The 22,506-nt window shown below is 67.4% G+C and carries 20 protein-coding genes, 1 tRNA gene and 2 pseudogenes; 13 read left to right on the forward strand and 10 right to left on the reverse strand.

Going from position 1 to position 22,506, the window contains the following annotated elements; translation table 11 throughout:
• Positions 1-9: 9 nt before the first annotated feature.
• Positions 10-1,065: an FUSC family protein gene (locus ACLJO0_RS12510; RefSeq protein ID WP_410578533.1), complete on the reverse strand. Its 1,056-nt coding sequence runs from the start codon at positions 1,063-1,065 to the stop codon at positions 10-12.
• Positions 1,065-2,429, reverse strand: a complete 1,365-nt coding sequence (locus ACLJO0_RS12515) for an aldehyde dehydrogenase family protein (protein ID WP_410578535.1) — start codon at positions 2,427-2,429, stop codon at positions 1,065-1,067. The genes ACLJO0_RS12510 and ACLJO0_RS12515 overlap by 1 nt, the downstream gene beginning before the upstream one ends.
• A 125-nt stretch (positions 2,430-2,554) precedes the next feature.
• Here ACLJO0_RS12515 and ACLJO0_RS12520 point away from each other — a divergent pair, with 125 nt between their 5' ends.
• From ACLJO0_RS12520 to ACLJO0_RS12530, 3 genes and pseudogenes are all read left to right on the forward strand, one after another.
• The gene (locus tag ACLJO0_RS12520) at positions 2,555-4,651 is read left to right on the forward strand and encodes a catalase (protein WP_410578537.1); all 2,097 of its coding nucleotides are present in this window, start codon (positions 2,555-2,557) and stop codon (positions 4,649-4,651) included.
• Positions 4,652-4,719: 68 nt separating this feature from the next.
• Positions 4,720-5,095, forward strand: a pseudogene (locus tag ACLJO0_RS12525) (glycosyltransferase family 2 protein); the annotation flags it as partial.
• Positions 5,070-5,359, forward strand: a pseudogene (locus ACLJO0_RS12530) (glycosyltransferase family 9 protein); the annotation flags it as partial. The pseudogenes ACLJO0_RS12525 and ACLJO0_RS12530, both read left to right, overlap by 26 nt.
• Here ACLJO0_RS12530 and ACLJO0_RS12535 read toward each other — a convergent pair.
• Positions 5,322-6,176, reverse strand: a complete 855-nt coding sequence (locus ACLJO0_RS12535; RefSeq protein WP_410578539.1) for an SDR family oxidoreductase — start codon at positions 6,174-6,176, stop codon at positions 5,322-5,324. The pseudogene ACLJO0_RS12530 and the gene ACLJO0_RS12535 sit on opposite strands and share 38 nt — an antisense overlap.
• Positions 6,177-6,719: 543 nt before the next feature.
• Positions 6,720-8,186 (reverse strand): NB-ARC domain-containing protein, encoded by a 1,467-nt coding sequence (locus tag ACLJO0_RS12540; protein ID WP_410578541.1) that lies wholly within the window; start codon positions 8,184-8,186, stop codon positions 6,720-6,722.
• Between the two features lie 187 nt (positions 8,187-8,373).
• Between ACLJO0_RS12540 and ACLJO0_RS12545 the strand changes: the two genes are divergently transcribed.
• Both ACLJO0_RS12545 and ACLJO0_RS12550 read left to right on the forward strand, forming a co-directional pair.
• Positions 8,374-9,081 (forward strand): hypothetical protein, encoded by a 708-nt coding sequence (locus ACLJO0_RS12545; RefSeq protein WP_410578543.1) that lies wholly within the window; start codon positions 8,374-8,376, stop codon positions 9,079-9,081.
• Complete coding sequence (locus ACLJO0_RS12550; RefSeq protein WP_410578545.1) at positions 9,065-9,415, forward strand: MmcQ/YjbR family DNA-binding protein; 351 nt, start codon at positions 9,065-9,067, stop codon at positions 9,413-9,415. The genes ACLJO0_RS12545 and ACLJO0_RS12550 overlap by 17 nt, the downstream gene beginning before the upstream one ends.
• Positions 9,416-9,845: 430 nt before the next feature.
• On the opposite strand, the gene ACLJO0_RS12555 is transcribed toward ACLJO0_RS12550, so the two are convergent.
• Positions 9,846-10,088 carry a hypothetical protein gene (locus ACLJO0_RS12555; RefSeq protein ID WP_410578547.1) on the reverse strand — a complete coding sequence of 81 codons (243 nt, stop codon included), beginning with the start codon at positions 10,086-10,088 and terminating at the stop codon, positions 9,846-9,848.
• A gap of 497 nt (positions 10,089-10,585) precedes the next feature.
• Here ACLJO0_RS12555 and ACLJO0_RS12560 point away from each other — a divergent pair, with 497 nt between their 5' ends.
• The 3 genes from ACLJO0_RS12560 (at position 10,586) to ACLJO0_RS12570 (ending at position 12,315) form a co-directional block, all read left to right on the forward strand.
• The gene (locus ACLJO0_RS12560; protein WP_410578549.1) at positions 10,586-11,209 is read left to right on the forward strand and encodes a glyoxalase; all 624 of its coding nucleotides are present in this window, start codon (positions 10,586-10,588) and stop codon (positions 11,207-11,209) included.
• Between the two features lie 50 nt (positions 11,210-11,259).
• Positions 11,260-11,700, forward strand: a complete 441-nt coding sequence (locus ACLJO0_RS12565) for an iron chaperone (RefSeq protein WP_410578551.1) — start codon at positions 11,260-11,262, stop codon at positions 11,698-11,700.
• A 177-nt stretch (positions 11,701-11,877) separates the two neighbouring features.
• On the forward strand, positions 11,878-12,315 hold the full coding sequence (locus tag ACLJO0_RS12570) for a GNAT family N-acetyltransferase (RefSeq protein ID WP_410578553.1): 438 nt from the start codon (positions 11,878-11,880) through the stop codon (positions 12,313-12,315).
• 45 nt (positions 12,316-12,360) lie between these two features.
• On the opposite strand, the gene eda is transcribed toward ACLJO0_RS12570, so the two are convergent.
• Both eda and edd read right to left on the reverse strand, forming a co-directional pair.
• Complete coding sequence (eda, locus tag ACLJO0_RS12575; RefSeq protein WP_125785355.1) at positions 12,361-12,981, reverse strand: bifunctional 4-hydroxy-2-oxoglutarate aldolase/2-dehydro-3-deoxy-phosphogluconate aldolase; 621 nt, start codon at positions 12,979-12,981, stop codon at positions 12,361-12,363.
• Entirely contained in the window at positions 12,978-14,867 is a 1,890-nt protein-coding gene (edd, locus tag ACLJO0_RS12580) for a phosphogluconate dehydratase (RefSeq protein ID WP_410578556.1), read from the reverse strand. Before edd ends, eda begins: the two co-directional genes overlap by 4 nt.
• Before the next feature lie 263 nt (positions 14,868-15,130).
• Between edd and ACLJO0_RS12585 the strand changes: the two genes are divergently transcribed.
• The 5 genes from ACLJO0_RS12585 (at position 15,131) to ACLJO0_RS12605 (ending at position 19,340) form a co-directional block, all read left to right on the forward strand.
• The gene (locus ACLJO0_RS12585) at positions 15,131-15,418 is read left to right on the forward strand and encodes a hypothetical protein (RefSeq protein ID WP_016332714.1); all 288 of its coding nucleotides are present in this window, start codon (positions 15,131-15,133) and stop codon (positions 15,416-15,418) included.
• Positions 15,415-16,245, forward strand: coding sequence for a hypothetical protein (locus tag ACLJO0_RS12590; protein WP_125785357.1), 831 nt, complete (start codon positions 15,415-15,417; stop codon positions 16,243-16,245). The genes ACLJO0_RS12585 and ACLJO0_RS12590 overlap by 4 nt, the downstream gene beginning before the upstream one ends.
• Positions 16,246-16,296: 51 nt before the next feature.
• The gene (locus ACLJO0_RS12595) at positions 16,297-18,213 is read left to right on the forward strand and encodes a fumarate reductase/succinate dehydrogenase flavoprotein subunit (protein WP_410578559.1); all 1,917 of its coding nucleotides are present in this window, start codon (positions 16,297-16,299) and stop codon (positions 18,211-18,213) included.
• Positions 18,210-18,962: a succinate dehydrogenase/fumarate reductase iron-sulfur subunit gene (locus ACLJO0_RS12600; protein ID WP_125793448.1), complete on the forward strand. Its 753-nt coding sequence runs from the start codon at positions 18,210-18,212 to the stop codon at positions 18,960-18,962. Before ACLJO0_RS12595 ends, ACLJO0_RS12600 begins: the two co-directional genes overlap by 4 nt.
• 306 nt (positions 18,963-19,268) lie before the next feature.
• A tRNA-Glu gene (locus ACLJO0_RS12605) sits at positions 19,269-19,340 on the forward strand.
• 147 nt (positions 19,341-19,487) lie between these two features.
• Here ACLJO0_RS12605 and ACLJO0_RS12610 read toward each other — a convergent pair.
• From ACLJO0_RS12610 to ACLJO0_RS12620, 3 genes are all read right to left on the reverse strand, one after another.
• Entirely contained in the window at positions 19,488-19,931 is a 444-nt protein-coding gene (locus ACLJO0_RS12610) for a class I SAM-dependent methyltransferase (RefSeq protein WP_410578561.1), read from the reverse strand.
• Positions 19,932-20,935: 1,004 nt separating this feature from the next.
• A complete protein-coding gene (locus tag ACLJO0_RS12615) occupies positions 20,936-21,805 on the reverse strand; it encodes an amino acid ABC transporter permease (protein WP_410578563.1) in 870 nt (289 codons plus the stop codon).
• Positions 21,802-22,449, reverse strand: coding sequence for an amino acid ABC transporter permease (locus tag ACLJO0_RS12620; protein WP_410578565.1), 648 nt, complete (start codon positions 22,447-22,449; stop codon positions 21,802-21,804). The genes ACLJO0_RS12615 and ACLJO0_RS12620 overlap by 4 nt, the downstream gene beginning before the upstream one ends.
• Positions 22,450-22,506: the final 57 nt, after the last annotated feature.

Here is a 22,506-nt window from a genome sequence, read left to right on the forward strand (position 1 = left end):
CGCCCGGGCTTAATCGGCGCGAAGACACCGGACGAGACGGCGGGCGGGCAACGCCATCGCCCCCAGCCCGATCGAGGTGGTGACCTCGTCCGTCGAGGTGAGGAGCAGCTCGTCGATCTCGTCGAGCAGTTCGCGGCAGCGATCGAGCTTGACCGTGTCCCCCGAACGGACCGCTTCGGCGAGTGCTTCGAGCAGGTCGCCGACGACCCCGCGCGCGTGCTCGCCGGGATGCCGGAACGGCTGCTCGCTCCCGGCGGCCTCGCTCACCGCGTCGATCAGCTGGGTGAGCGGCTGCCACAGGGAGATGAGGTTCGACAGGGACTCCTCCCCCGTGTCCCGCCGCCTGCGGAGGTTCAGGTACCGGCCTTCCCTGGTCCAGCCGATCGCGTCCTCCGCCTCCGCGACCAGGCTGCGGACGTCGGCCACTCGGTCGTGCAGCACTTCGGTCGCCTCGGCCGACTGGCCGTCGCGGACCAGTGCCGCGGTTTCGTCGAGGACGTCGGCGATCGCCGAAGCCAGCCGGGAGGTCGCCGCACGGAGGCTCTCGCCGTGCAGCGGGGGCAGGATCACCGCGTTCAGCACCGCGCCGATCGCCGCGCCCAGCGCGGTTTCCAGCAGCCTGTCGGCGAGCAGGATGGGTTCGGTCGCGTTGCCGTAGGAGATCAGCAGCATGCCGGTGATCCCGACCCAGACCCCCGAATCGCCGAAGCCACGCCACGTGCCGATCAGCAACCCGATGAAGATGACCAGTCCGAGCGCCACCGTCACCGAGGGAATGAGTTGACCGGCGCCCGCCGCGAGCAGCACCCCCACACTGACCGCGCCGACCTGCTGCGCCCAGCCACGCAACGAGCGGTAGACGGTGGCCTGCACCAGGAACACCGCCGCATACGGCGCGAGAAAGGGCTGAGGCAGCTGAAGCACCGCCGTCGCGATGATCCACGCGATCATCGCGGCCGCGGCGGCTTTCGTGGTCTGGATGAGACTCCGGCGTTCCTCCCCCGGAACCCGGAACGCCCTGGCGGCCCAGGCGAACGGTGCCGCCCATCGGCTTCTGAGGTCCATCACGGCCCCGGTGGCGCCAGGTGGACGACCTTGGTCTGGGTCATCTCGTCGAGCAGCTCCGGCCCGTAGCCGTAGCCACTGCCGCTGGCTCCTCGTGGCTGGGCGGCCCCGCCGGGTGCGCCGCCGAACACGTTGTTGATCTTCACGGTGCCGACCGGGAGTTCGCGCCAGGCCCGCTGCGCGTGCGCCATCGAGGGGGTGAGCACGGTGGCCGCGAGACCGTAGTCGCCGGCGGCGGCCTGTTCGAGTGCCTGCTCGAAGTCCGCGGCCACGGTCACCGGTGCGACCGGGCCGAAGGTCTCCTCGGTGAGGACCCGCATCCCCGGGGTGCATCCCGCGAGGACGGTCGCCGGGTAGAAGGCGCCGGGACCGTCCGGCAGCACACCGCCCATCAGCGGATCGGCGCCCTGCGCGATCGCCTCCGTGACCTGCGCGTGCACGCCCTCGCGGTGACGCCGGTCGACGAGCGGGGCCAGGTCGCGACTGCCCGCTTCGGCGACCAGGGCGGTGAGGAAGGCGTCGGCGACGTCCTGGTGTACATGGATCCGTTCGACCGAGACGCAGATCTGCCCGGAGTTGGCGAAGGCCCCGGTCGCGGCCTGCTCGGCCGCCCAGACCGGATCCACACCGGCGTCGACGACGAGCGGGTCGTTGCCGCCGTTCTCCAGCAGCACCTTGGCTCCCGTCCGCGCCGCGCTCGCGGCGATCGAGCGGCCCGCGGCGGTGCCGCCGACGTGCGCGATGAGGTCGACGTCCGCGTGGGCCGCCAGTTCCGCGCCGACGCTCCCGTCACCCTGTACGGTCTGCAGCACGCCTTCGGGGAACGCCTCCGACAGCACGCTCCCCAGCCAGGCGCCGGTGTGCGGACAGCGTTCGCTCGGCTTGTGCACCACCGTGTTCCCGGTGACCAACGCGGCGCCCAGCAGCCCGCAGGCCACGGCGACGGGGTCGTTCCACGGCGTCAGCGCGACGACCACGCCCCGGGGTTCCGGCACCATCAGATCGGTGGCCGACGGATCGCCCAGCAGTGACCGTCCACGGTGCACCGGACCCAGTTCCGCGTACTGCTCCAGGGTCCCGGCTCCGGCCAGGACACCTTCTTCGGCCTCGTCGCGGGGCTTCCCGGTCTCGCTTTCGATGAGGACGGCGAGTTCACCCGCCCGTCCCCGCAGCGACCTCGCCGCGTCCTTCAGCGCGACGCCGCGTTCGGCGGCAGGCATCGCGGCCCAGTCGGGGGCTTGCCGGTTCGCCGCGGCGATCGCCGTCGTCACACCATCGGGTGTCGTCGCTTTGACGCTGCCGACGAGACTGTCGTCGGCCGGATCGCGGATCTCCAGTACGGCAGGCCGGTCCACCGTCGTCATTCGCACCTCCTCGAAGTTCCCGCCCGCCGGTTACCCGCTGTTGCCCCCTCGCACACGTGGCCGTTTCGCCGAAACCGCGCCGGGGTAGCCGCGAGGGAATCCACCACCACGAAGGGGCGAGATCTGTGGCACAGCATCGAGAGGACGCGAAGGACGAACAACTGGGCGGCAGCCGCGTCGATCCGGAAGGGTCCGCGCTGACGACGCAGCAGGGGGTCCGGGTCGATCACACGAACGATTCACTGACGGCGGGCGCCCGCGGCCCGACGCTGCTCGAGGACTTCCACGCCCGCGAGAAGATCACGCATTTCGACCACGAGCGCATCCCCGAACGGGTCGTGCACGCCCGCGGCGCGGGCGCCTACGGCTTCTTCGAGGCCTACGACGACGCGCTGTCCGACCACACGGTCGCCGAGTTCCTCACCAGCGGCGAGAAGATCCCCGTGTTCGTGCGGTTCTCCACCGTCGCGGGTTCACGCGGTTCGGCCGACACTGTGCGCGACGTCCGCGGCTTCGCGACCAAGTTCTACACCCGGCAGGGCAATTACGACCTCGTCGGCAACAACATGCCGGTGTTCTTCATCCAGGACGGCATCAAGTTCCCCGACTTCGTGCACGCGGTGAAACCCGAACCGCACAACGAGATCCCGCAGGCGCAGTCGGCACACGACACGTTCTGGGACTTCGTTTCGCTGCAACCGGAGAGCCTGCACATGGTGCTCTGGCTGATGTCCGATCGCGCGCTGCCACGCAGCTACCGGATGATGCAGGGCTTCGGCGTGCACACCTTCCGGCTCGTCAACGCCGACGGCAAGGGCACCTTCGTGAAGTTCCACTGGAAGCCCGTCCTCGGCACGCATTCCCTGGTGTGGGACGAATGCCAGAAGATCGCGGGCAAAGACCCCGACTTCAACCGGCGTGACCTGTGGGACGCGATCGAGGCCGGGCAGTACCCGGAATGGGAACTGGGCGTCCAGCTGGTGGACGAGGACTCCGAGCACGACTTCGACTTCGACCTACTGGACGCCACGAAGCTCATCCCCGAGGAACAGGTGCCCGTGCGGCCGGTCGGGCGGATGGTCCTGGACCGCAACCCCGACGACTTCTTCGCCGAGACCGAGCAGATCGCCTTCCACACCGCGAACATCGTCCCCGGCATCGACTTCACCAACGACCCGTTGTTGCAGGCACGGAACTTCTCGTACCTCGACACGCAGCTGATCCGGCTCGGCGGCCCGAACTTCTCCCAGCTCCCGGTGAACCGGCCGATCGCGAACGTGCACACGAACCAGCGCGACGGGCACGGCCAGCAGAACGTCCACAAGGGACGGACGGGCTACTTCCCCAACTCGCTCGGCGGCGGCTGCCCGGCGATCGCCGATTCCGGCGTCTTCCGCCACTACACCGAAGCCGTTTCGGGCCACAAGATCCGGGAGCGCAGCGAGAGCTTCAAGGACTTCTACAGTCAGGCGACGTTGTTCTGGAACAGCATGTCCCCGGTCGAACGCGAGCACATCGTCGCCGCGTTCCGGTTCGAACTCGGCAAGGTCGAGGACCGGGAGGTCCGGGCGCGCACGGTCGCCGAACTCAACAACGTCGACCACGACCTGGCTGCCCAGGTGGCCGAGGGGATCGGGGTGAGCGTGCCGGCCGCCCCGCAGCACGACCGTTCCTCTCCCGCGCTTTCCCAGCTCAACCAGCCCCCGGTCGCCCCGACCGGCCGGAAGGTCGCCGTGCTCGCCGCCGACGGTGTGGACACGATCGGCGTCCGCCGCGTGGTCGAGGCGCTGACCGAGCAGGGCGCGATCGTCGAGGTCCTCGCGCCGACCGAGGCCGAACTGCGGCCGGGTGGCGAAGGGGATCCCCTGCGGCCCGACAAGCAGCTCAACACCATGGCTTCGGTGCTTTACGACGCCGTCGTCGTCCCGTGTGGCCCGGGCGCGATCAACCTCCTCGAACGCGACGGGTACGCGGTGCATTTCGTCGCCGAGGCCTACAAGCACGCCAAGCCCGTGGCCGCCTTCGGCTCCGGTTTGGACCTGCTGCGCCGGGCCGGGGTGACCTCGAAGCTGGCCGACGACACCGAAACCCTCGTCGACCAAGGCGTGGTGACCACCACCGCGGCCGAGGCCACCCTGCCCGACGGCTTCCTCGCCTCGTTCCTCGCGCAACTCGGCGAACATCGCTCGTGGCAGCGGAAGACCGACGCGATCCCGGCGTGACCGGCGTTTGCGGCCGTGGCACTCGGGTACCGGAAGAGGGTGAGCGACCTCGACCACACGATCGTGGTTCCGACGACCGGCCCGGTGGTGACGAACTGCGGCTTCCCCCGTGCGGTACAGAGGTCGAAGTCGTCCGCTCCGGCGGACGCGGTCCCGCCGCGGCCCGCAACGCCGGCTGGCGGCGCGCCGAGACCGAGTGGATCGCCTTCCTCGACGACGACGTCGTGATCGGCTCGGACTGGCCGCGGAAGCTCGCCGACGACCTCCTCTCCCTCGGTCCGGAGACGGCGGCGTCGCAGGCGCGGCTCGTCGTCCCGCTGCCGCCGGGCCGTGCTCGCCGAGGTCGGCGGATTCGACGAACGCTTTCCCCGTGCCTACCGGGAAGACTCGGATCTGGGCCTGCAGGTCGCCAAGGCGGGCCATGCTCGCCGGGGCGGACGTCGTGGTGGCAGCCAACACCGGCCCTGCCCACCTCGCGGCCGCCGTCGGGACTCCGGTTGGTCTCCCTGTTCGCCCTTGTCGTGCCGTCGTCGCGCTGGGCGCCGTACGGAGTGCTCGGCGACCAGCACGCGGCCAGGCAGGGACAGCCGGGCACGGGTATGCCCCGTGCCCGGCTGTCCCTGCCTGGCCCGTATCGCGCCCGAAGCCGTCGTCGACGCGGTCGCGAGCCTCAGCCGGGTGTCGTCTCGCCGCCCAGCGCGGCGATGACCTCGCCGCTGTAGTACGACGACAACCGGTTGGACGCCAGGAAGACGTACGACGGCGCGAGATCGTCGGGGTGAGCGGCGCGCTCGAACGGGACCTGGAGGCCGAACTTCTCCACCTTCTCCGGCGGGAACGTCGACGGGATCAGCGGTGTCCACACCGGACCGGGCGCGACACAGTTGATCCGGACCCCGCGATCGGCCAGTGCCTGCGCCATCGCGTACGTCCAGGCGTGCACGGCACCCTTGGCCGCGGAATAGTCGATCAGGGACTTGTTGCCCCGCAAGCCGTTCACCGAGCCGGTGTTGATGATCACCGAGCCCTCACCCAGATGGGGCAAGGCGGCGTTGGTGACCCGGAAGAAACTGTGGATGTTCACGTCGAAAGTGTGGGTCCACTGCTCGTCGGTGAGCTCTTCGGGGGAATCAACCGGCCACTGTGTGGCGACATTGTTGACCAGGATGTCCAAGCCACCGAGCTCGTTCACCGTCCGGTCGACGATCTCGCGGCACTGCGCCGCCTCGGCCAGGTCACCCGGAAGAAGGAGGCACTCGCGCCCTTCGGCTCGTACGCGCTCTTCGGTGTACTTCGCGTCCTCGTGCTCGTTCAGGTAGGCGATCGCCACGTCGGCGCCCTCTTTCGCGAAGGCGATGGCGACCGCGCGGCCGATCCCGGAGTCGCCGCCGGTGATGAGCGCACGCTTACCGCTCAGCAGACCGCGGCCCTCGTAGTCCTCCATGGAGTCGCGAGGCGGCGGGTCCATCTTCGACGTCACGCCCGGCGGTTCCTGCTGCTGCGGTGGCCGTAACTTGTCTGGCATCGGACTCCTCCCGTCGGGTGCTTTCGCCGACGGTTACCCGGATGGCCGCTTCCTCGAACATGCCCGGTCCCGCGCCGCGGCGACTCGCGGCGGACCTGGCCGCGCGCGTGTCGTCCGTCCAGTCACGCGTGTCGTCCGTCGGATCACACGTGTCGTCCGTTCGGTACAGGTGGTCCGGAAGCCTCAGTGCACCCGCCGCCCCGGAGATGATCGGCACGAGCTCGGAGAGCACGTCAGCCCCCTTCGCGACGTCGCGCACGTAGCTGCCGGGTGCGTTGAGCCGGAACAGCGGGCGGCGCAGGAGCATGCCCGCCGCACGTGCCATCAGCTCACCGGTGATCCGGTCGTAGCGCGGGTAGTTGTCCTTTTCCGACTCCAGCGCGAACAGCAGCTTGCCGTCCTCGATCGCTACGATCCCGCCATCGTGACCCCCTCCTTCATCGACAGAATCAGCCTTGTGTCACCGGATTTCGCTCGCCATCATTCGTCGACTCATTCACACCGCGCGGCCCGTTGACCGGAAGCGCCGCACGGGGAGAACAATCAACCTTCGGACGAGCCACCCGGCAGCGTGCGCACAGCCTCGTGGCGCAGCGATTCGAACGCGTTCTTCCTTGCCCTGCGGCCCACCATCGGGACGGCGGCGGCGAACGGGCTCGGTTCGCGTTGCCGCTCGGCGGCGAACGCGCTGACCAACCGGGAGACCGCGTACCGGCCGGCGACGTTGGAACGCTGGAGAAGTCCGGCGTCCACTACGGATTCGAGGAGTTCGTCGGCGGTCTCGATCATGATGCCCATCGCCGCCGCGATGCCGATCGACGTCGTCCAGCCCGCCCCGCTCTGCCCGAAGTGATGGATGGCCTCCCGCTCGGCGGCCGAAAGCCGTTCATACGCCGAGGTGAACCGGTCCCGGACATTGACGTCGCCCACGGCGAGACTGTCCATGAGCCGCTCGCGATCGGCGAGCCGGCCCGCCGTGTACGCGATCGCCCATTCCCGACGTGCGGCGATCTTGCGGCCGACGATGTTGATCGCCAACGGCAGATCCCCGCACAACTCGGCGATCGTGTCGGTGGCGCCGTGTTCCGACCGCACCCGGCCCTGGCCGGCGATCCTGCCGATCAATGCCAGTGATTCCTTGCGGGAGAACGTGTCCAGCTCGATCCGGTTCGTGTCCTCCAGCCCGAGCAGCCGGGCGCGGCTGGTCACCACGACCTGGCTGTGCGGGGCCCGGCCCAGCAGCGGCCGCACCTGTCCTTCGTCGCTGACGCCCGCGAGGAGCACGAACAACCTGCGTTCCGCGAGCAGGGATCGGTACAGCCCGATCCGCTGCATCGGGTCGTCGGGTACGAGATGCGCCGGCACGCCGAGCGCACGCAGGAAACCCCGCACGATCCCGTTGGCCGACCGGCCACCGGTTCCGCCGTCCCCCAGATCGGCGTAGAGCTGCCCGTCCGGGAAGTCCGCCGCCACCTCTTCGGCCAGCCGTAAGGCGAAAGCCGTCTTCCCCACGCCGATCGGTCCGCTGACGAGCAACGGCACCTTGACCGGCCCGGTCGCCCCGATCATCCCGGCGGCGTCGGCCAGATCCCTTTCCCTGCCGACGAAAGTCCTCGATCCCATGGGCAGCTGAGCCGGATGGGCGAGGCGGATGACGCCGGATGACACCGCGTGCGCGGCATCCGGCGGAACTTCCGCCTGCGGTGGCGCCGGCGCACGGTCGTCCCGAACCTCGGCGCCGCTCCCGGTCTGCCCGGCGATGCTCCGCCAACGCCGTTCCCACGCCGCACGATCCCCACCGCACGCGGAGACGAACGCCAAGGTCACGGCGAGAGTGGGCAGTCGGTGGCCGCTGGCCGCGCTGGACAGCACGGAAGGTGCGAACAGTGCCGTCCTCGCGAGTTCCCGGTAGCTCGGGTTTCCCGCTCGGTTCCTCAAAACGCGCAGATCGTGAGCGAATGCGGCGATCGGACCGGTTGTACCGTCCAACGGTCGCTCGGGTCTGCCCATGCCATCTCCTCCCCTGGATGGGGTAACGCAATCGCGCTGCGTGACCGCCACCCCCGTGGCCTTCCTGTCCACAACCCTAAAGGACCAATCAACCATGCAGCAGATACAAATAGGTGACTCAATGTACAAAGTCCAATAGTTGGACGCGGAAATTCACCCCCTTGGTGGCACCGGATAGGGTTCGCCCATGTCTGACGCCCTGCCGCCACTCGCCGAACTCCGGCGGGCCGCCGAAGTGTTCAACGGCTTCGCGAATGCCGACACCTCTTGGCTTCGACTCAGGAAGGCTGTGTCCGATCAAAACGGGCTCTCCGCGATCGACCTGTCACAGCCCGCACATCGCACAATTCTTCTTCGCTGGTTGAACTCGTGGGGATGCCGGATCCGATACCCTCGGGACGGCGAACCCGCCCCCTTCGACGAGGGGGTCCAGGCTTGGTGGGAGACCTGGGGCGCCACTCTCCCGTCCGTCGCCCTCTCCGACCTGACCGACGCGGGGATCGACACCGCCGCGAAAGCGTACGCGGACCTCTCGGGCGTCGTCGTCTCAGCCGGCCGGGCCCGGCGCACCCTCGGTCCGACCGCGGCAGCCAAGGCACTGTATGCGTTGCGGCCCAACACGATCATGCCGTGGGACGCCGCCATCGCGGCCGCCCTCCACGGCGCCCGCGACGGCGCCGCGTTCGGCAGGCACCTCCGGCTCGGCCGCGACTGGGCCGCCGCGGTGATCACGGAGGCGGGAGACGACGGGGAGGACATCCCCGCCCTGGTGGGCAGGCCCGTGTCACTGGCGAAGGTCCTCGACGAATACCTCTACGTCGCCTTCACCATGGGCGCCAAGGGTGACTGGGGAACAGACAGCGGAGAATGGTGGAAAAATGGTAACCGGGGATGAGGTCAGAAAGATCGCTTCGGAGCTGCCCCGCGCCTATGAGGCACTAGTCCGGGACCGGGCGAAGTTCCGCGTGGGGCGAATCGTCTTCCTTTCGCTCTCACCCGACGAAACCGTGATGGGATTCGGCTATCCCAAAGAAGAGCGGGAAGCGCTCGTGGCAGGCGAGCCGGACAAGTTCATGATGCCGATTCCCTCCGATATGCGCTATCAGTGGGTTCGCGTCCGGCTGTCCGCGATCGATTACGAGGAGTTACGAGAGCTGATCGTCGACTCATGGCGAATGTGCGTACCCAAGAAGGTCTGGGCGGAATACCTGGAAAAGAACCCGCGGTGAAATCCGCCTTTCGGCGTGCGCCGTTCAGCCCCCTCGACTGCCCTTTTCGGTCGCGTGAATCACCATTCGGCCGATAGAAATGGGGTTCGAGTCGTCATGTCGCGTTCGTGGCGGGCCCGGCGGTGGACTGAAGGCTCCCTTCGCCGCGTCTGATGCGGTGAAGGACGCTTTCGGCCCCCTCGCCGACTCCTGTACCGAACGCCTTCCGCCGCCGGTAAGTCCGTCGCGACGAGTGTCACCCAGGCGAGCAGAGCAAAGTCCCCCGCCCGGCGAGCAAGTACATGAAGTGCTCCCTCCCCGAGGGCGTGATCGGGCCGGAGAGGCGGGACTGAGTGGATTTTGGGTCATCCAACGCACCAGAATCCACACAGTCGCCAGGCCCGAGTCGGCCGACTCCTCCGCACCCCGAACCCGAACGCGCGTGAAAACCTTACTCGGCGACCTCTTCGATGGCGGAGGTTCCGCGAGAGCCGGGAGTTCCGTACCGCTCCCAGACCTCGTTCGGCCGGATCCGCCCGTCCGGCAGGATCTCCGGCGTGTTCGTGCTGTGCCCCGCGATCACCTGACCGCTGGCCAGGACCATCGTGTACGCCATGTCGATGGTCCCGTCCTCGCCGCACTTCCCGGTGTGCGGCCCGAGCCGCACCCCGCCGCCGGTCAGTTCGGCCAACACCAGGTCGTCCTTCTGCCGGTACAGGGTGACCGGCGCGTCCGGGTCGGTGCTGACCGTCGTAGTTGATCATCCGTTCTGCTCCGTTCGAGTCGGGAACCACCGCCGAACTCATTCCCTCTCCCCACCAGCCCGTCGCTTCGTCGCGGGCTACTACATCCCGGGGACAGGTTGACCGTCGTGAGTGGCGATTCGGGTTAGAACCCGAATCGCCACTCACGACCAACCCGACCCACACTTTCCGGCGCCCTGGTCGCTAGAAGTACGTGACGGGTCCGGCGTGTGTTCCGAGTCCCGCGATCAGCCGAAGTCAGTCCCGCTCCTCTCTGGAGTGCATGAAGCCCCCACACGGACGGCGCCCCTCGGCCCGGGCTTCCCGGTGTCTCGAAGCGGACACCGGAGACCGGTAAACGCCTCCGAGCAAGGCTCTGACCAGCGCCGTCGCGACCGATCAGGAATCGAGAAGCACCGGACGCCTGCTCGGAAATAGCGTTACCGGCATGAACTTCATCGACGCCATCACCCTCGAAGTGGCCGACACCGAGGCCGCCGAACGCTTCTACGCCACCGCCTTCGGGCTCGGCTCCGAGCTGCGCCTGCGGGCTTCGGAGGAGCCGTCCACCGGCTTCCGCGGCTACACCCTTTCCCTCACGGTGTCCCAACCCGCCAACGCCGACGCGCTCATCACCGCCGCCGTCGCCGCCGGGGCGACCGTGCTCAAGCCCGCCGTGAAATCGATGTGGGGTTACGGCGGTGTCGTCCAGGCCCCGGACGGCGCGATCTGGAAGATCGCCACCTCGGCGAAGAAGAACACCGGGCCTGCCGCTCGCGAGTTCGACGACATCGTGCTGCTGCTGGGTGTCGCCGACGTGGCCGCGAGCAAGAAGTTCTACGTCGAGCACGGCCTCACCGTGGGGAAGAGCTTCGGCCGCGTGTACGTCGAGTTCGAAGCCGGTTCGAGCCCCGTGAAGCTGGCCCTGTACCGGCACAAGGCACTGGCCAAGGACGCGGGCGTGTCGCCCGAAGGCACCGGCTCGCACCGCCTCGCGATCTGCGGTGCCGCCCCGTTCACCGATCCGGACGGGTTCACCTGGGAGACCTCCGCGCTCGCCAGCCAGTCCTGATGTGCCACTACCGGATGCCCCCGCTCGCCGCCTACCAAGGAGAAACCACCATGACCACCGCGTACGAAGGATTCACGGCCGAAGAGAAGGCCGCGATGAAGGAACACGCCCAGGACATGAAGAAGGCCGCGCGTCGCGGTTCGGCCGCGGACAAAGCGGCTGCGGCGGAGCAGGACGTGCTGGCGAAGATCGCCGAGATGCCCGATGAGGACCGGGTGCTCGCCGAACTGGTCCACACCGTCGTGAAGGCGAACGCCCCGACGCTCGCGCCGAAGCTCTGGTACGGCCAGCCCGCCTACGCACTGGACGGCAAGATCGTCTGCTTCTTCCAGGCAGCGGCCAAGTTCAAGACGCGCTACGCGACGCTCGGCTTCAACGAGGCCGCGCGACTGGACGACGGCGAGATGTGGGCGACGGCCTTCGCGCTGACCGGCGCCACCCCCGCGGTGAAGAAGCGCATCGCGGCCCTGGTGAAGCAAGCCGTCGGCTGAGCCACCGCATGCGATACCCGATAGGTAGCCCACGGGAGATCGTTGCGAAAGCCACTTTCGCAACGTCCTTCCCGCCAAGCCACCCATACCGCGAGTGGCAGCTCGTTTTACCGCGTGATTGGCCACTCGCGAGACGGCGGCGGGCACCTACGCTCGGGTGATCACTGGGAGGACCACATGATCACCATCGCTCCACTGAAGCCCGAAGACCGCGAAGCCTGGGAAAACCTGTTCCGCGCGTACATCGCCTTCTACGAACGTGTTGCGCCCCAAGAGGTCTACGACCGCGCCTGGCGCGAATTCCGAACGGGGGAGCGGATGCAGGCATTCGGTGCCCGCGTGGGTGGCGAGCTCGTCGGGATCACGCACTTCCTGGTGCATCCCAGCACTTCCGCGCTCACCGACGTCTGTTACCTGCAAGACCTGTTCATCGCGCCGGAAGCCCGGGGCAAGGGTGTCGCACGGGCGCTGATCGAGGCCGTCGCGGACTGGGCGAGCGACCGCGATTGCGACAGGGTTTACTGGCACACCAAGGAATCCAACGTCACCGCGCGTCGCCTGTACGACCAGGTCGCGGTCAACCGCGGGTTCATCCAGTACCAGCTCCCGCTCTGAAAGCAGTGAAGGCCACCTTCGCGAAGGTGGCCTTCACGACCCGGATCAGAGCTTCGACGCCTCCGCCGCGAAAGCCTCGATCTTCCCGAAGTCCTTCGCCGCCAAGGCGTCCTTCGGAGTCAGCCACGAACCGCCGATGCAGCCCACATTGGACAGTGCGAGGTAGTCCGGCGCGGTCTTCACGGTGATCCCGCCGGTGGGGCAGAACCGCAGCCCGGGCAGCGGCCCGCCGATCGACTTCAGGTACGCCACGCCGCCGCTGGCCTCGGCGGGGAAGAACTTCAGCGCGGTCAGCCCGCGTTCGGCCAGCCGCATCGCCTCCGAAACCGTGCTCGCGCCCGGCAGGAAGGGGAGCCCGGTGTCGAACGCCGCGTCGAGGACCGAGTCGGTGCAGCCCGGGGTCACCAGGAACTTCGCGCCGGCGGCGGCCGCCTGCTTGGCGTGTTCGGGGGCGGTGACCGTCCCGGCGCCGATGACGATCTCCGGAACCTCCGCGGCGATCCGCTCGATGGAGGCGAGTGCCGCCGGGGTGCGCAGGGTCAGCTCGATCACGCCGATCCCGCCCGCGAGCAGGGCCCGCGCGGTGGGCACGGCGTCGGCGGCGTCGTCGAGCACGACGACGGGCATCACGGGGGACAGGCCGAGCAGGTCGGCGCCGGTGGTCACTGGGTTACCTCCACAGGGGTCAACGTGTGCGCCGGAGCGCCGAAGTGTTCCGGCGTGAGCGGTCCGAACACGCTCGCGCCTTGATCGGCGGGGCCGACCGCGCGGCGCAGCGCCGCGAACAGCTCCCGGCCGGTGCCGGTCCAGGATGCCTCCGAAGGCGGGGAGTCCACCAGTTCACGGCGGGCGAGTTCTTCGTCACCCACGAAGACGTCGAGTGTCCCGGCCTTGGCGTCGAGACGGATGACGTCGCCGTCGGCGATCCGCGCGATCGGGCCGCCCGCGGCGGCTTCCGGGGTCACCTGGATCGCCGCCGGGATCTTCCCGGACGCGCCCGACATCCGGCCGTCGGTGAGCAACGCCACCTGGTGCCCGCGGTCCATCAGCACCCCCAGCGCCGGGGTGAGGCCGTGCAGTTCCGGCATCCCGTTGGCCTGCGGGCCCTGCTGCCGGATGACCACGACGACGTCGCGGTTCAGCTCGCCGGCCTCGAAAGCGTCCTTGAAGGACTTCTGGTCGGTGAACACCCGCGCCGGGGCCTGGACGATCCGGTGCTCCGGCGCCACCGCCGACACCTTGATCACCGCGCGGCCGAGGTTGCCCGCGACCATGCGAAGCCCGCCGTCGGAAGCGAACGGCCGCCATACGGGACGCAGGACGTCCTCGTCGAGGCTGCGCGTCGGGACGTCACGCCAGACCAGTTCGCCCTCGGAGAGGATCGGCTCCTGCCGGTAGCGGTGCAGACCCGGCCCGGCGACGGTCCGGACGTCCTCGTGCAGCAGGCCGGCGTCGAGCAGCGTGCCGACCAGGAACTGGATGCCCCCGGCGGCGTGGAAGTGGTTGATGTCGGCGCTGCCGTTCGGGTACACGCGCGCCAGGAGCGGGATCACCGCCGACAGGTCGGAGAAGTCGTCCCAGGTCAGCTGGATGCCCGCGGCCGCGGCGATCGCGACGAGATGCATCGTGTGGTTGGTCGAACCGCCCGTGGCGAGCAGCGCGATGACGCCGTTGACGACGGCCTTCTCGTCGATCACGCCGGAGATCGGCGTGTACTCCTCGCCCCGCGAAAGCTTCACCACGCGCCGTCCGGCCTCTTCGGTGAGCGCCTTCCGCAACGGCGAATTCGGCTGCACGAAGCTGGCGCCCGGCAGGTGCAGGCCCATCACCTCGACGACCATCTGGTTCGAGTTGGCCGTGCCGTAGAAGGTGCACGTTCCCGCCGAGTGGTACGAAGCCGCTTCGGCGTCCAGAAGGTCTTCGCGGGTGGCCTTGCCCTCGGCGTAGAGCTGGCGCACGCGCGCCTTCTCCTTGTTCGGCAGGCCGGAGTTCATCGGCCCGGCGGGCACCAGGATCGCCGGGAGGTGCCCGAAGGACAGCGCCCCGATCAGCAGGCCCGGCACGATCTTGTCGCAGACGCCGAGCAGCAGCGCCGCGTCGAACATGTCGTGGGAGAGCGCGATCGCGGTCGACATCGCGATCACCTCGCGGCTGAACAGCGACAGCTCCATCCCGGGACGGCCCTGGGTGACGCCGTCGCACATCGCGGGCACGCCACCGGCGAACTGCGCCACCCCGCCCGCCTGACGGACCGAGCCCTTCAACATCGCCGGGTACTCCTGCATCGGCTGGTGCGCCGAAAGCATGTCGTTGTAGGAGGAGACGATCGCGACGCCCGGCGCCCGCACGGCGCGCAGTGCCGCTTTGTCGACACCTTCCATCGCGGCGAAGCCGTGGGCGAGGTTGCTGCAGTCGAGGCCGCGCCGCATCGGCCCTTCTTCGTGGGAGGCGGCGACGCGCTCGAGATACGCGGCGCGGGTTTCGGCGCTGCGGGCGGCGATGCGTCCGGTGACTTCGGCGATGATGGGGTGGACGTTCGGGGCGGTGCTCATTGTCCGGCTCCGGATCACTGGTCGTGGTGGTCCGCGGGACGGCAACGCTGACGTCGCTGGGTCGTGACAGTGGCCACAGTACCTCGGGGGAAAGCTCGAATCAAAATCGATACAGAAGATCGACTCGCGTGACCTCCATCACGTCACTAGGTTCCACTGTGCTACTTGTCACATTGCACAACGCGCGGCAGAGTCGAGACGGCGAGGATCGCTTGCCTTCGAAGGCTCAAGCGGCCAACCGAACCGACCATCGGGAGGTACCGATGTCCACCACAGAGATCGCCGAGCTTCGGCGAGCCATCGGTCAGTTGAGGCAGTGCGTCGGCGCGCTGCGATCCCGATACGGCGACGCCTCGGCGGTACGACGCCTGGCGAACGACGTCGAGCGGCTCGACATCGACGCGACCGATCTCGACACGACCCCGAACGCGGTGCCCGCGCAGGCGAAGGCCGCCGATCGTGTCCAGGTTCCCGACACGCCTTACGACCCGGCGCTGTGGCAAGGCGCCGATGACGAAGGCGTCGGCGGCTACAAGCGCGACCAGCGGTGAGCGCCCCCGCCGGCAATGAGGCCGGACGGGGTACGGGGGTCCGCGCACCGTCGCGGGCCCGGATCACCGAGAAAACGCTGCGCACCGACCGGTGGTGGCTTTCCCCGCTGCTGACCGTTCTCGGCCTCTCCGCCTTCATCATCTACGCGACGATCAGGTCGTTCGTGCGCACCGCGTACTGGGTGCCCGAGTACCACTACCTGACGCCGTTCTACTCGCCCTGCGTCTCGGAATCCTGCGTCGAAGGCTCCCGGCATTTCGGGGCCTGGTTCGGTGAACTGCCGGGCTTCATCCCGCTCGGCTTCCTCGTCCTGCCGTTCCTGCTGGGCTTCCGGCTGACCTGCTACTACTACCGCAAGGCGTACTACCGCGCGGTCTGGTTCTCACCGCCCGCGTGCGCGGTCGCCGAACCACACGCGAAGTACACCGGTGAGACCCGCTTGCCGTTGATCCTGCAGAACGTCCACCGCTACTTCTTCTACGTGGCCGTGGTCGTCTCGCTGGTCAACACCTACGACGCGATCACCGCGTTCCACGGCAAGACCGGCGGGTTCGGTTTCGGGCTCGGCAACATCGTGCTGCTCGGCAACGTGATCCTGTTGTGGGCCTACACGTTGTCCTGTCACTCGTGTCGTCACGTGACCGGCGGCAGGCTCAAGCACTTCTCGAAACATCCGGTCCGCTACTGGATCTGGACGCAGATCACGAAGCTCAACACCCGGCACATGGCGCTGGCGTGGACGACGCTCGGCACGCTCGTGCTGACCGATCTCTACGTGATGCTCGTGGCCAGCGGGGCGATTTCGGATCTGCGGTTCATCAACTAGCGGCGCGGGAATCTCCCGTCCCCGGCGACAAGCTTTGAGGTGGCTCTTTCTATGACCGAGGTCGAACGGCTCAACTACGACGTGGTGGTGATCGGGGCAGGCGGCGCCGGTCTCCGCGCGGTCATCGAAGCCCGTGAACGCGGCTTCAGCGTCGCGGTGGTGTGCAAATCGCTGTTCGGCAAGGCGCATACGGTGATGGCCGAAGGCGGCTGCGCGGCGTCGATGGGCAACGCGAACTCGAACGACAACTGGCAGGTGCACTTCCGCGACACCATGCGTGGCGGGAAGTTCCTCAACAACTGGCGGATGGCCGAGCTCCACGCGAAGGAGGCGCCGGACCGGGTCTGGGAACTGGAGACCTACGGCGCGCTGTTCGACCGCACCGCCGACGGCCGGATCAGTCAGCGCAACTTCGGCGGGCACACGTACCCGCGGCTGGCGCACGTCGGCGACCGGACCGGACTCGAACTGATCCGCACGATGCAGCAGAAAATCGTTTCGCTGCAACAAGAGGACTTCAAGGAGACCGGCGACTACGAGGCGAGGATCAAGGTCTTCGCCGAGTGCACGATCACCGAACTGCTGACCGACGACGGCCGGATCTCGGGTGCCTTCGGGTACTGGCGCGAGAGCGGCCGGTTCATCCTGTTCGAGTCGCCGGCGGTGGTGCTGGCCACCGGCGGTATCGGGAAGTCGTTCAAGGTCACCTCGAACTCGTGGGAGTACACCGGCGACGGGCACGCGCTGGCGCTGCGGGCCGGGGCGACGCTCATCAACATGGAGTTCGTCCAGTTCCACCCGACGGGCATGGTCTGGCCGCCGAGTGTGAAGGGGATCCTGGTCACCGAAGGCGTCCGTGGTGACGGCGGGGTTCTCAAGAACACCGAGGACAAGCGGTTCATGTTCTCCTACGTCCCCGACGTGTTCAAGGGGCAGTACGCGGACAGCGAGGAAGAAGCCGACCGCTGGTACACCGACCAGGAGAAGAACCGCCGCACCCCGGACCTGCTGCCACGGGACGAGGTCGCGCGCGCGATCAACACCGAGGTCAAGGAGGGCCGGGGGTCGCCGCACGGCGGGGTCTTCCTCGACATCGCCAGCAGGCTGCCCGCGGAGGAGATCCGCAAACGGCTGCCGTCGATGTACCACCAGTTCAAGGAACTCGCCGACGTCGACATCACGAAGGAGCCGATGGAAGTCGGCCCCACCTGTCACTACGTGATGGGCGGGATCGAGGTCGACCCGGACACCGCGTCGTCGAGCGTGCCGGGGCTGTTCGCCGCGGGCGAGTGCTCGGGCGGGATGCACGGCTCGAACCGGCTCGGCGGCAACTCGCTTTCGGATCTGCTCGTCTTCGGCCGCCGCGCTGGACTCGGTGCCGCGTCCTACGTGTCGGAACTGAAGGAACGCCCCAAGGTCGATCAGTCCGATGTGGACGCCGCCGCGGCGATGGCGCTCGCGCCGTTCGACCCGCCGGGTGACGGCGTCGAGGAGAACCCGTACAGCCTGCACACCGAACTGCAGCAGTCGATGAACGACCTCGTCGGCATCATCCGGAAATCGGAGGAGATCGAGCGGGCGCTGGAGAAGCTCGGGGAACTGCGCGAGCGGATCAAGCGCGTCACCGTCGAAGGCCACCGGCAGTTCAACCCCGGCTGGCATCTCGCCGTCGACCTGCGCAACATGCTGATGGTCAGCGAATGCGTGGCGCGGGCGGCGTTGCTGCGGACCGAGAGCCGGGGCGGGCACACCCGCGACGACCACCCGGGCATGGACGCCCAGTGGCGCAACAAACTCCTGGTCTGCTCGGCCACGCCGGGCGACAACCCGGTGGTGCCGGAAGTCGGCATCGAAGTCAAGGAACAGACCCCGCTGCGGCAGGATCTGCTGGAACTGTTCGAACTCTCCGAACTGGGGAAGTACTACACCGACGAAGAACTGGCCTCGCACCCCGGGAGCCCGGCATGAGCTACAAGGCGAGTTTCCGGGTGTGGCGCGGCGACGCCGACTCCGGTGAGCTGAAGGACTACAGCGTCGAAGTCAACGAGGGCGAGGTCGTCCTCGACATCATCCACCGGTTGCAGGCCACCCAGGCCTCGGATCTGGCGGTGCGGTGGAACTGCAAGGCAGGCAAATGCGGTTCGTGCTCGGCGGAGATCAACGGCAAGCCGCGGCTGCTGTGCATGACCCGGATGTCGACCTTCACCGAGGACGAGGTCATCACCGTGACGCCGATGCGGACGTTCCCGGTGATCCGCGACCTGGTGACCGACGTGTCGTTCAACTACACCAAGGCCCGCGAGATCCCCTCGTTCACTCCGCCGCCGGAGCTGAAGCCGGGGGAGTACCGGATGCAGCAGGTGGACGTCGAGCGCTCGCAGGAGTTCCGCAAGTGCATCGAGTGCTTCCTGTGCCAGAACACCTGCCACGTGGTGCGTGACCACGAGGAGAACAAGGAGTCCTTCGCCGGGCCTCGCTACCTGATGCGGATCGCCGAACTCGAGATGCATCCCCTCGACGTCGCCGACCGGCGGGACTCGGCGCAGGAGGAGCACGGGCTCGGGTACTGCAACATCACCAAGTGCTGCTCGGACGTGTGCCCGGAAGGCATCCACATCACCGACAACGCGCTGATCCCGATGAAGGAACGCGTCGCGGACCGGAAGTACGACCCCATCGTATGGCTGGGGAACAAGCTGTTCCGGCGGGACAAGTAGGCACTCTCTCGTGAGTGGTAAGGACGGTGCTAACCGTCCTTACCACTTTTATTCGTTTGCCCCACTCACCCACCTGTCGCACACTTGTCGCACGCCGACCGAGGAGGACGCATGACGCGACTTTGTTACGCCATGGCCCTTGGTATGGAAGAGAAACACGGCTCCCCGCCGTCGTACTAGCACGACGTCGCACTGCGGAGCCGCCCTTCGGGAAACCGAACCGGGCGGCTTTTTCTTTCGGTGAACCCTGATTTCTGGAACGAAGCAGTCCGGTGCGCGTGCGTGCCGGACTGTGTTCCAGGCCAAGGCGCGTTGGTCCAGCGGAAGGGATACCGGGTTTTCACCCCGGTGACGTGGGTTCGACTCCCACACGCGCTACGCCCCGGCACGGCGGGGAAACCTGTTCCGTCGTACCGGTGCGGCGGTGTGGGGTCCGTGTGCCCCATACCGCCAGACGCGCACGGTCCGGCGACCTGCCGGGATTCATAGCCCCGGCCAGCCTGGCTCGACACCAGGGTGCGCGACTCAGGACACCTTGCGGGCGCTGTGCACGTCGCCGCTCTCGTGGCGATGCAGCACGATGTCCTGGAAGCCGTTGTCGCGCAAGCCTTCTTCCAAGGTGAGCCCGTTGGTGGCGACGGCCACGAGCAGGCCGCCCATCGCCAGGCTGGCGGCGAGGCGGCCGAGATGATCGGGCGAGTCCAGGAAGGCCAGGACGATGTCGAAGGTCCCCATCACCGGCAACCGGGAGAGCTGGTGGACCTCGTAGGAGATCCCGACGGGGTCGCGTTCCTCTTCGCGCTGGGCGGCCGCGATCAGCGTCTGATCCGCCTCGACGCCGACCACGCGGCGTGCGCCCTTTTCACGGAACAGGCGCGGATAGCGGCCATCGCCGCACCCGACGACCAGGACCGACCTGCCCGCCAGGTCCGGCATTGCATCGAGCAGTGTCGCGGCCTGGTCCGCCATACGGCCGACGCTAGCCGACGCGGCACCGTCCTGACAGGACCAAGAGGCCTATCGCGATCCGTGACCGATGCTCTCCGTCCGACCTTGTCAACGGACGGTCACGGTCTGCGGTGGCAGCAGGCGGCTGATGACCTGACGGAGGTGGCCGAAGGCTAAGCGGCACCTCGTCGACGAGCCAGGGTGGCAGCTTCTCTGCTCGCTTGCGGCCCATTTGCGGTAACTGGAGCGGAGACGGTCATCAATTTCGAATAAATGGCACAGTCAGGTGCGATGAGTGCTCAATCCGTTGTCATTGCAATGATCGGCACATTGGAGGTCTCTGTTCAGGGCCACCTGATTGGGTGCTTTATTGTTAGACTGTTGCGCCATAAGCTGATCTTCTTGGTTGGGGGTGGAAAGTCGGCATTGAATTCATCGAAGCTTTTGGCGTCTTTCTTTCTGTGGAATCTCAAGATTTGTTGATCTGCGTATTCCTTGGAGTGTCGAGGGGATGATTGGCATGCTTCATGTCTTAAAGAGGGTCGTTGTTGCGATGGTCGCGACTGTGGCTGCGCTGGTGATCTCAAGTGGATCGGTGCTTGCCGGCGAGGCTGGTTCTGTGGCTCACATGGCTACGCCTAGGCTAGGTTACCTGATGCCTGGTACTGTCAACGGTGGATTGTTCTCGACTATCGGCACCTGCCTAAATGTCGGCAGGGAGAATGTAGCGAGCGGCAATTATGTCGAATACATTTGTCATTTCGAGCCATTTCAGGGCAGGGATATGCGACACCTTAACTTGCGACCGAGGTGAATCCGTCACCTGGAAATTGAGATTCTGGCCTCGTTAAGGCTTGACAGCTTTTGATCTCTTGTAGTGGTCAGTGTTTGTTTGCTGGCGATTTTCGCTGAGGTGGCAGACGGTAAGGTGAATTCCCGTTCCTCAAAGCGAGGGCCCCACTCAATGGCCATTGAGTGGGGCCCTCGCTTTGAAACGCCAGCCAGGGGCAGGTCAGCCTGGAGTATCAGGCCGAGGCCGCGGCTCCGAGTCCGGTCTCCTCGACCTTCTTTTCGTCCAGGTCGATGTGCTTCTTGCTGCGTCGGTTGCGCTTCTCCAGGTACGTCGCCAGCGCCGTCAGCAGCAGGCACAGGCAGATGTAGATACCAGTCGCGACCAGCGTCGACGGCACGATCGGCCGGCCGAACTCGCCCTGCGTGCCGATGTAACGCGCGTAGTACAGCAGTTCCTGGAATGTGATGATGAAGCCCAGCGCGGTGTCCTTCAGGAGCACCACCAGCTGACTGATGATGGTTGGCAGCATCGCCCGGATCGCCTGCGGCAACAGGACGGTGAACATCACCTGAGTCTTGCGCATGCCCAGGGCGTACGCCGCCTCCGCCTGTCCCTTCGGCAGGGCTTGGATGCCCGCACGGAAGACCTCCGCGAGCACCGAGCCGTTGTACAGGGTGAGACCGAAGACCACGCCGAGGAACGGCGTCATAGGGACGCCCACGGCCGGAAGGCCGAAGTAGAACAGGAACATCAGGATCAGCGCGGGGATGGCGCGGAAGAACTCCACGATCGCGCCGGAGATGCGCCGGATCCAAGCGTGGTCTGAGAGCCGTCCGGCCGCGAAGACCGCACCGAAGATCAGCGCGAGCACCGCTGCCGTCGCGAACGCGCGGAGCGTTTCCAGCACCGCGTTCAGCAGGTCGATTTGGACCTGCTGGTACTGCAGCCATTCCCACTTGCGCGCGTCGAACTGGCCGGTGTCGTAGAACCGGTAGACAACGAAGGCGATGAACGCGGCGATGGCGACGACGCCGACGCCCGCGTAGATCCGGTGGCGCATCCGGGCCTTGGGGCCGGGGACGTCGAACAGGACACTGCTCATCGGGCCACGCTCCAGCGCTTCTCCAGGCTCCGCTGGATGAGAGAAAGTACGGCGACGAGGATGATGAAGCCCAGGGCGACCCACAGCAGGCCGATCAACTGGTTGTCACCCCGCTCCGAGAGGTAGGACCGGATCGCGCCTGCCTCGGCGACCGAGAAGCCCGCGGCGATCGTGGTGTTCTTCAGCAACGCGATCAGGGTGCTGATCATCGGCGGCGCCACGGAGCGCAGCGCCTGAGGCAGGACGATCTGGCCGAGGATCTGGCCGAACGTCAGCCCGAGCGCGCGTCCGGCTTCGGCCTGGCCGACCGGGACCGTGTTGATGCCCGACCGGACGACCTCGCAGATGAACGCCGAGGTGTACACGATCAGCGCGACGACCGCGGCGGTGAAGAAGCTGAGCTTGACGATGTCCAGCAACGGGTACGCGAACACGAAGAACGCGAACACCAGGGTCAGCGGGGTGTTGCGGATGAGGGTCACGTAGGTCGTTCCCGCGGCGCGGAACGCCAGGACCGGGCTCACGCGCAGCATCGCCAGGATCGTGCCGAGGACCAGGCTGCCGACCGCCGACCAGAGGAACAGTTCGATCGTGGTGAGGAAGAACGGACCGTAGAGATCCAGATTGTCGAGCAGGACGTTCATGAAGCCTTTCCCCGCTGCCGTCGACTGGAGGTGGGTGTGGAGCGGCCGGTGAACCCG

Origin of the sequence: Amycolatopsis sp. lyj-108, from assembly GCF_046549005.1 — a bacterium.
Taxonomy (GTDB): domain Bacteria; phylum Actinomycetota; class Actinomycetes; order Mycobacteriales; family Pseudonocardiaceae; genus Amycolatopsis.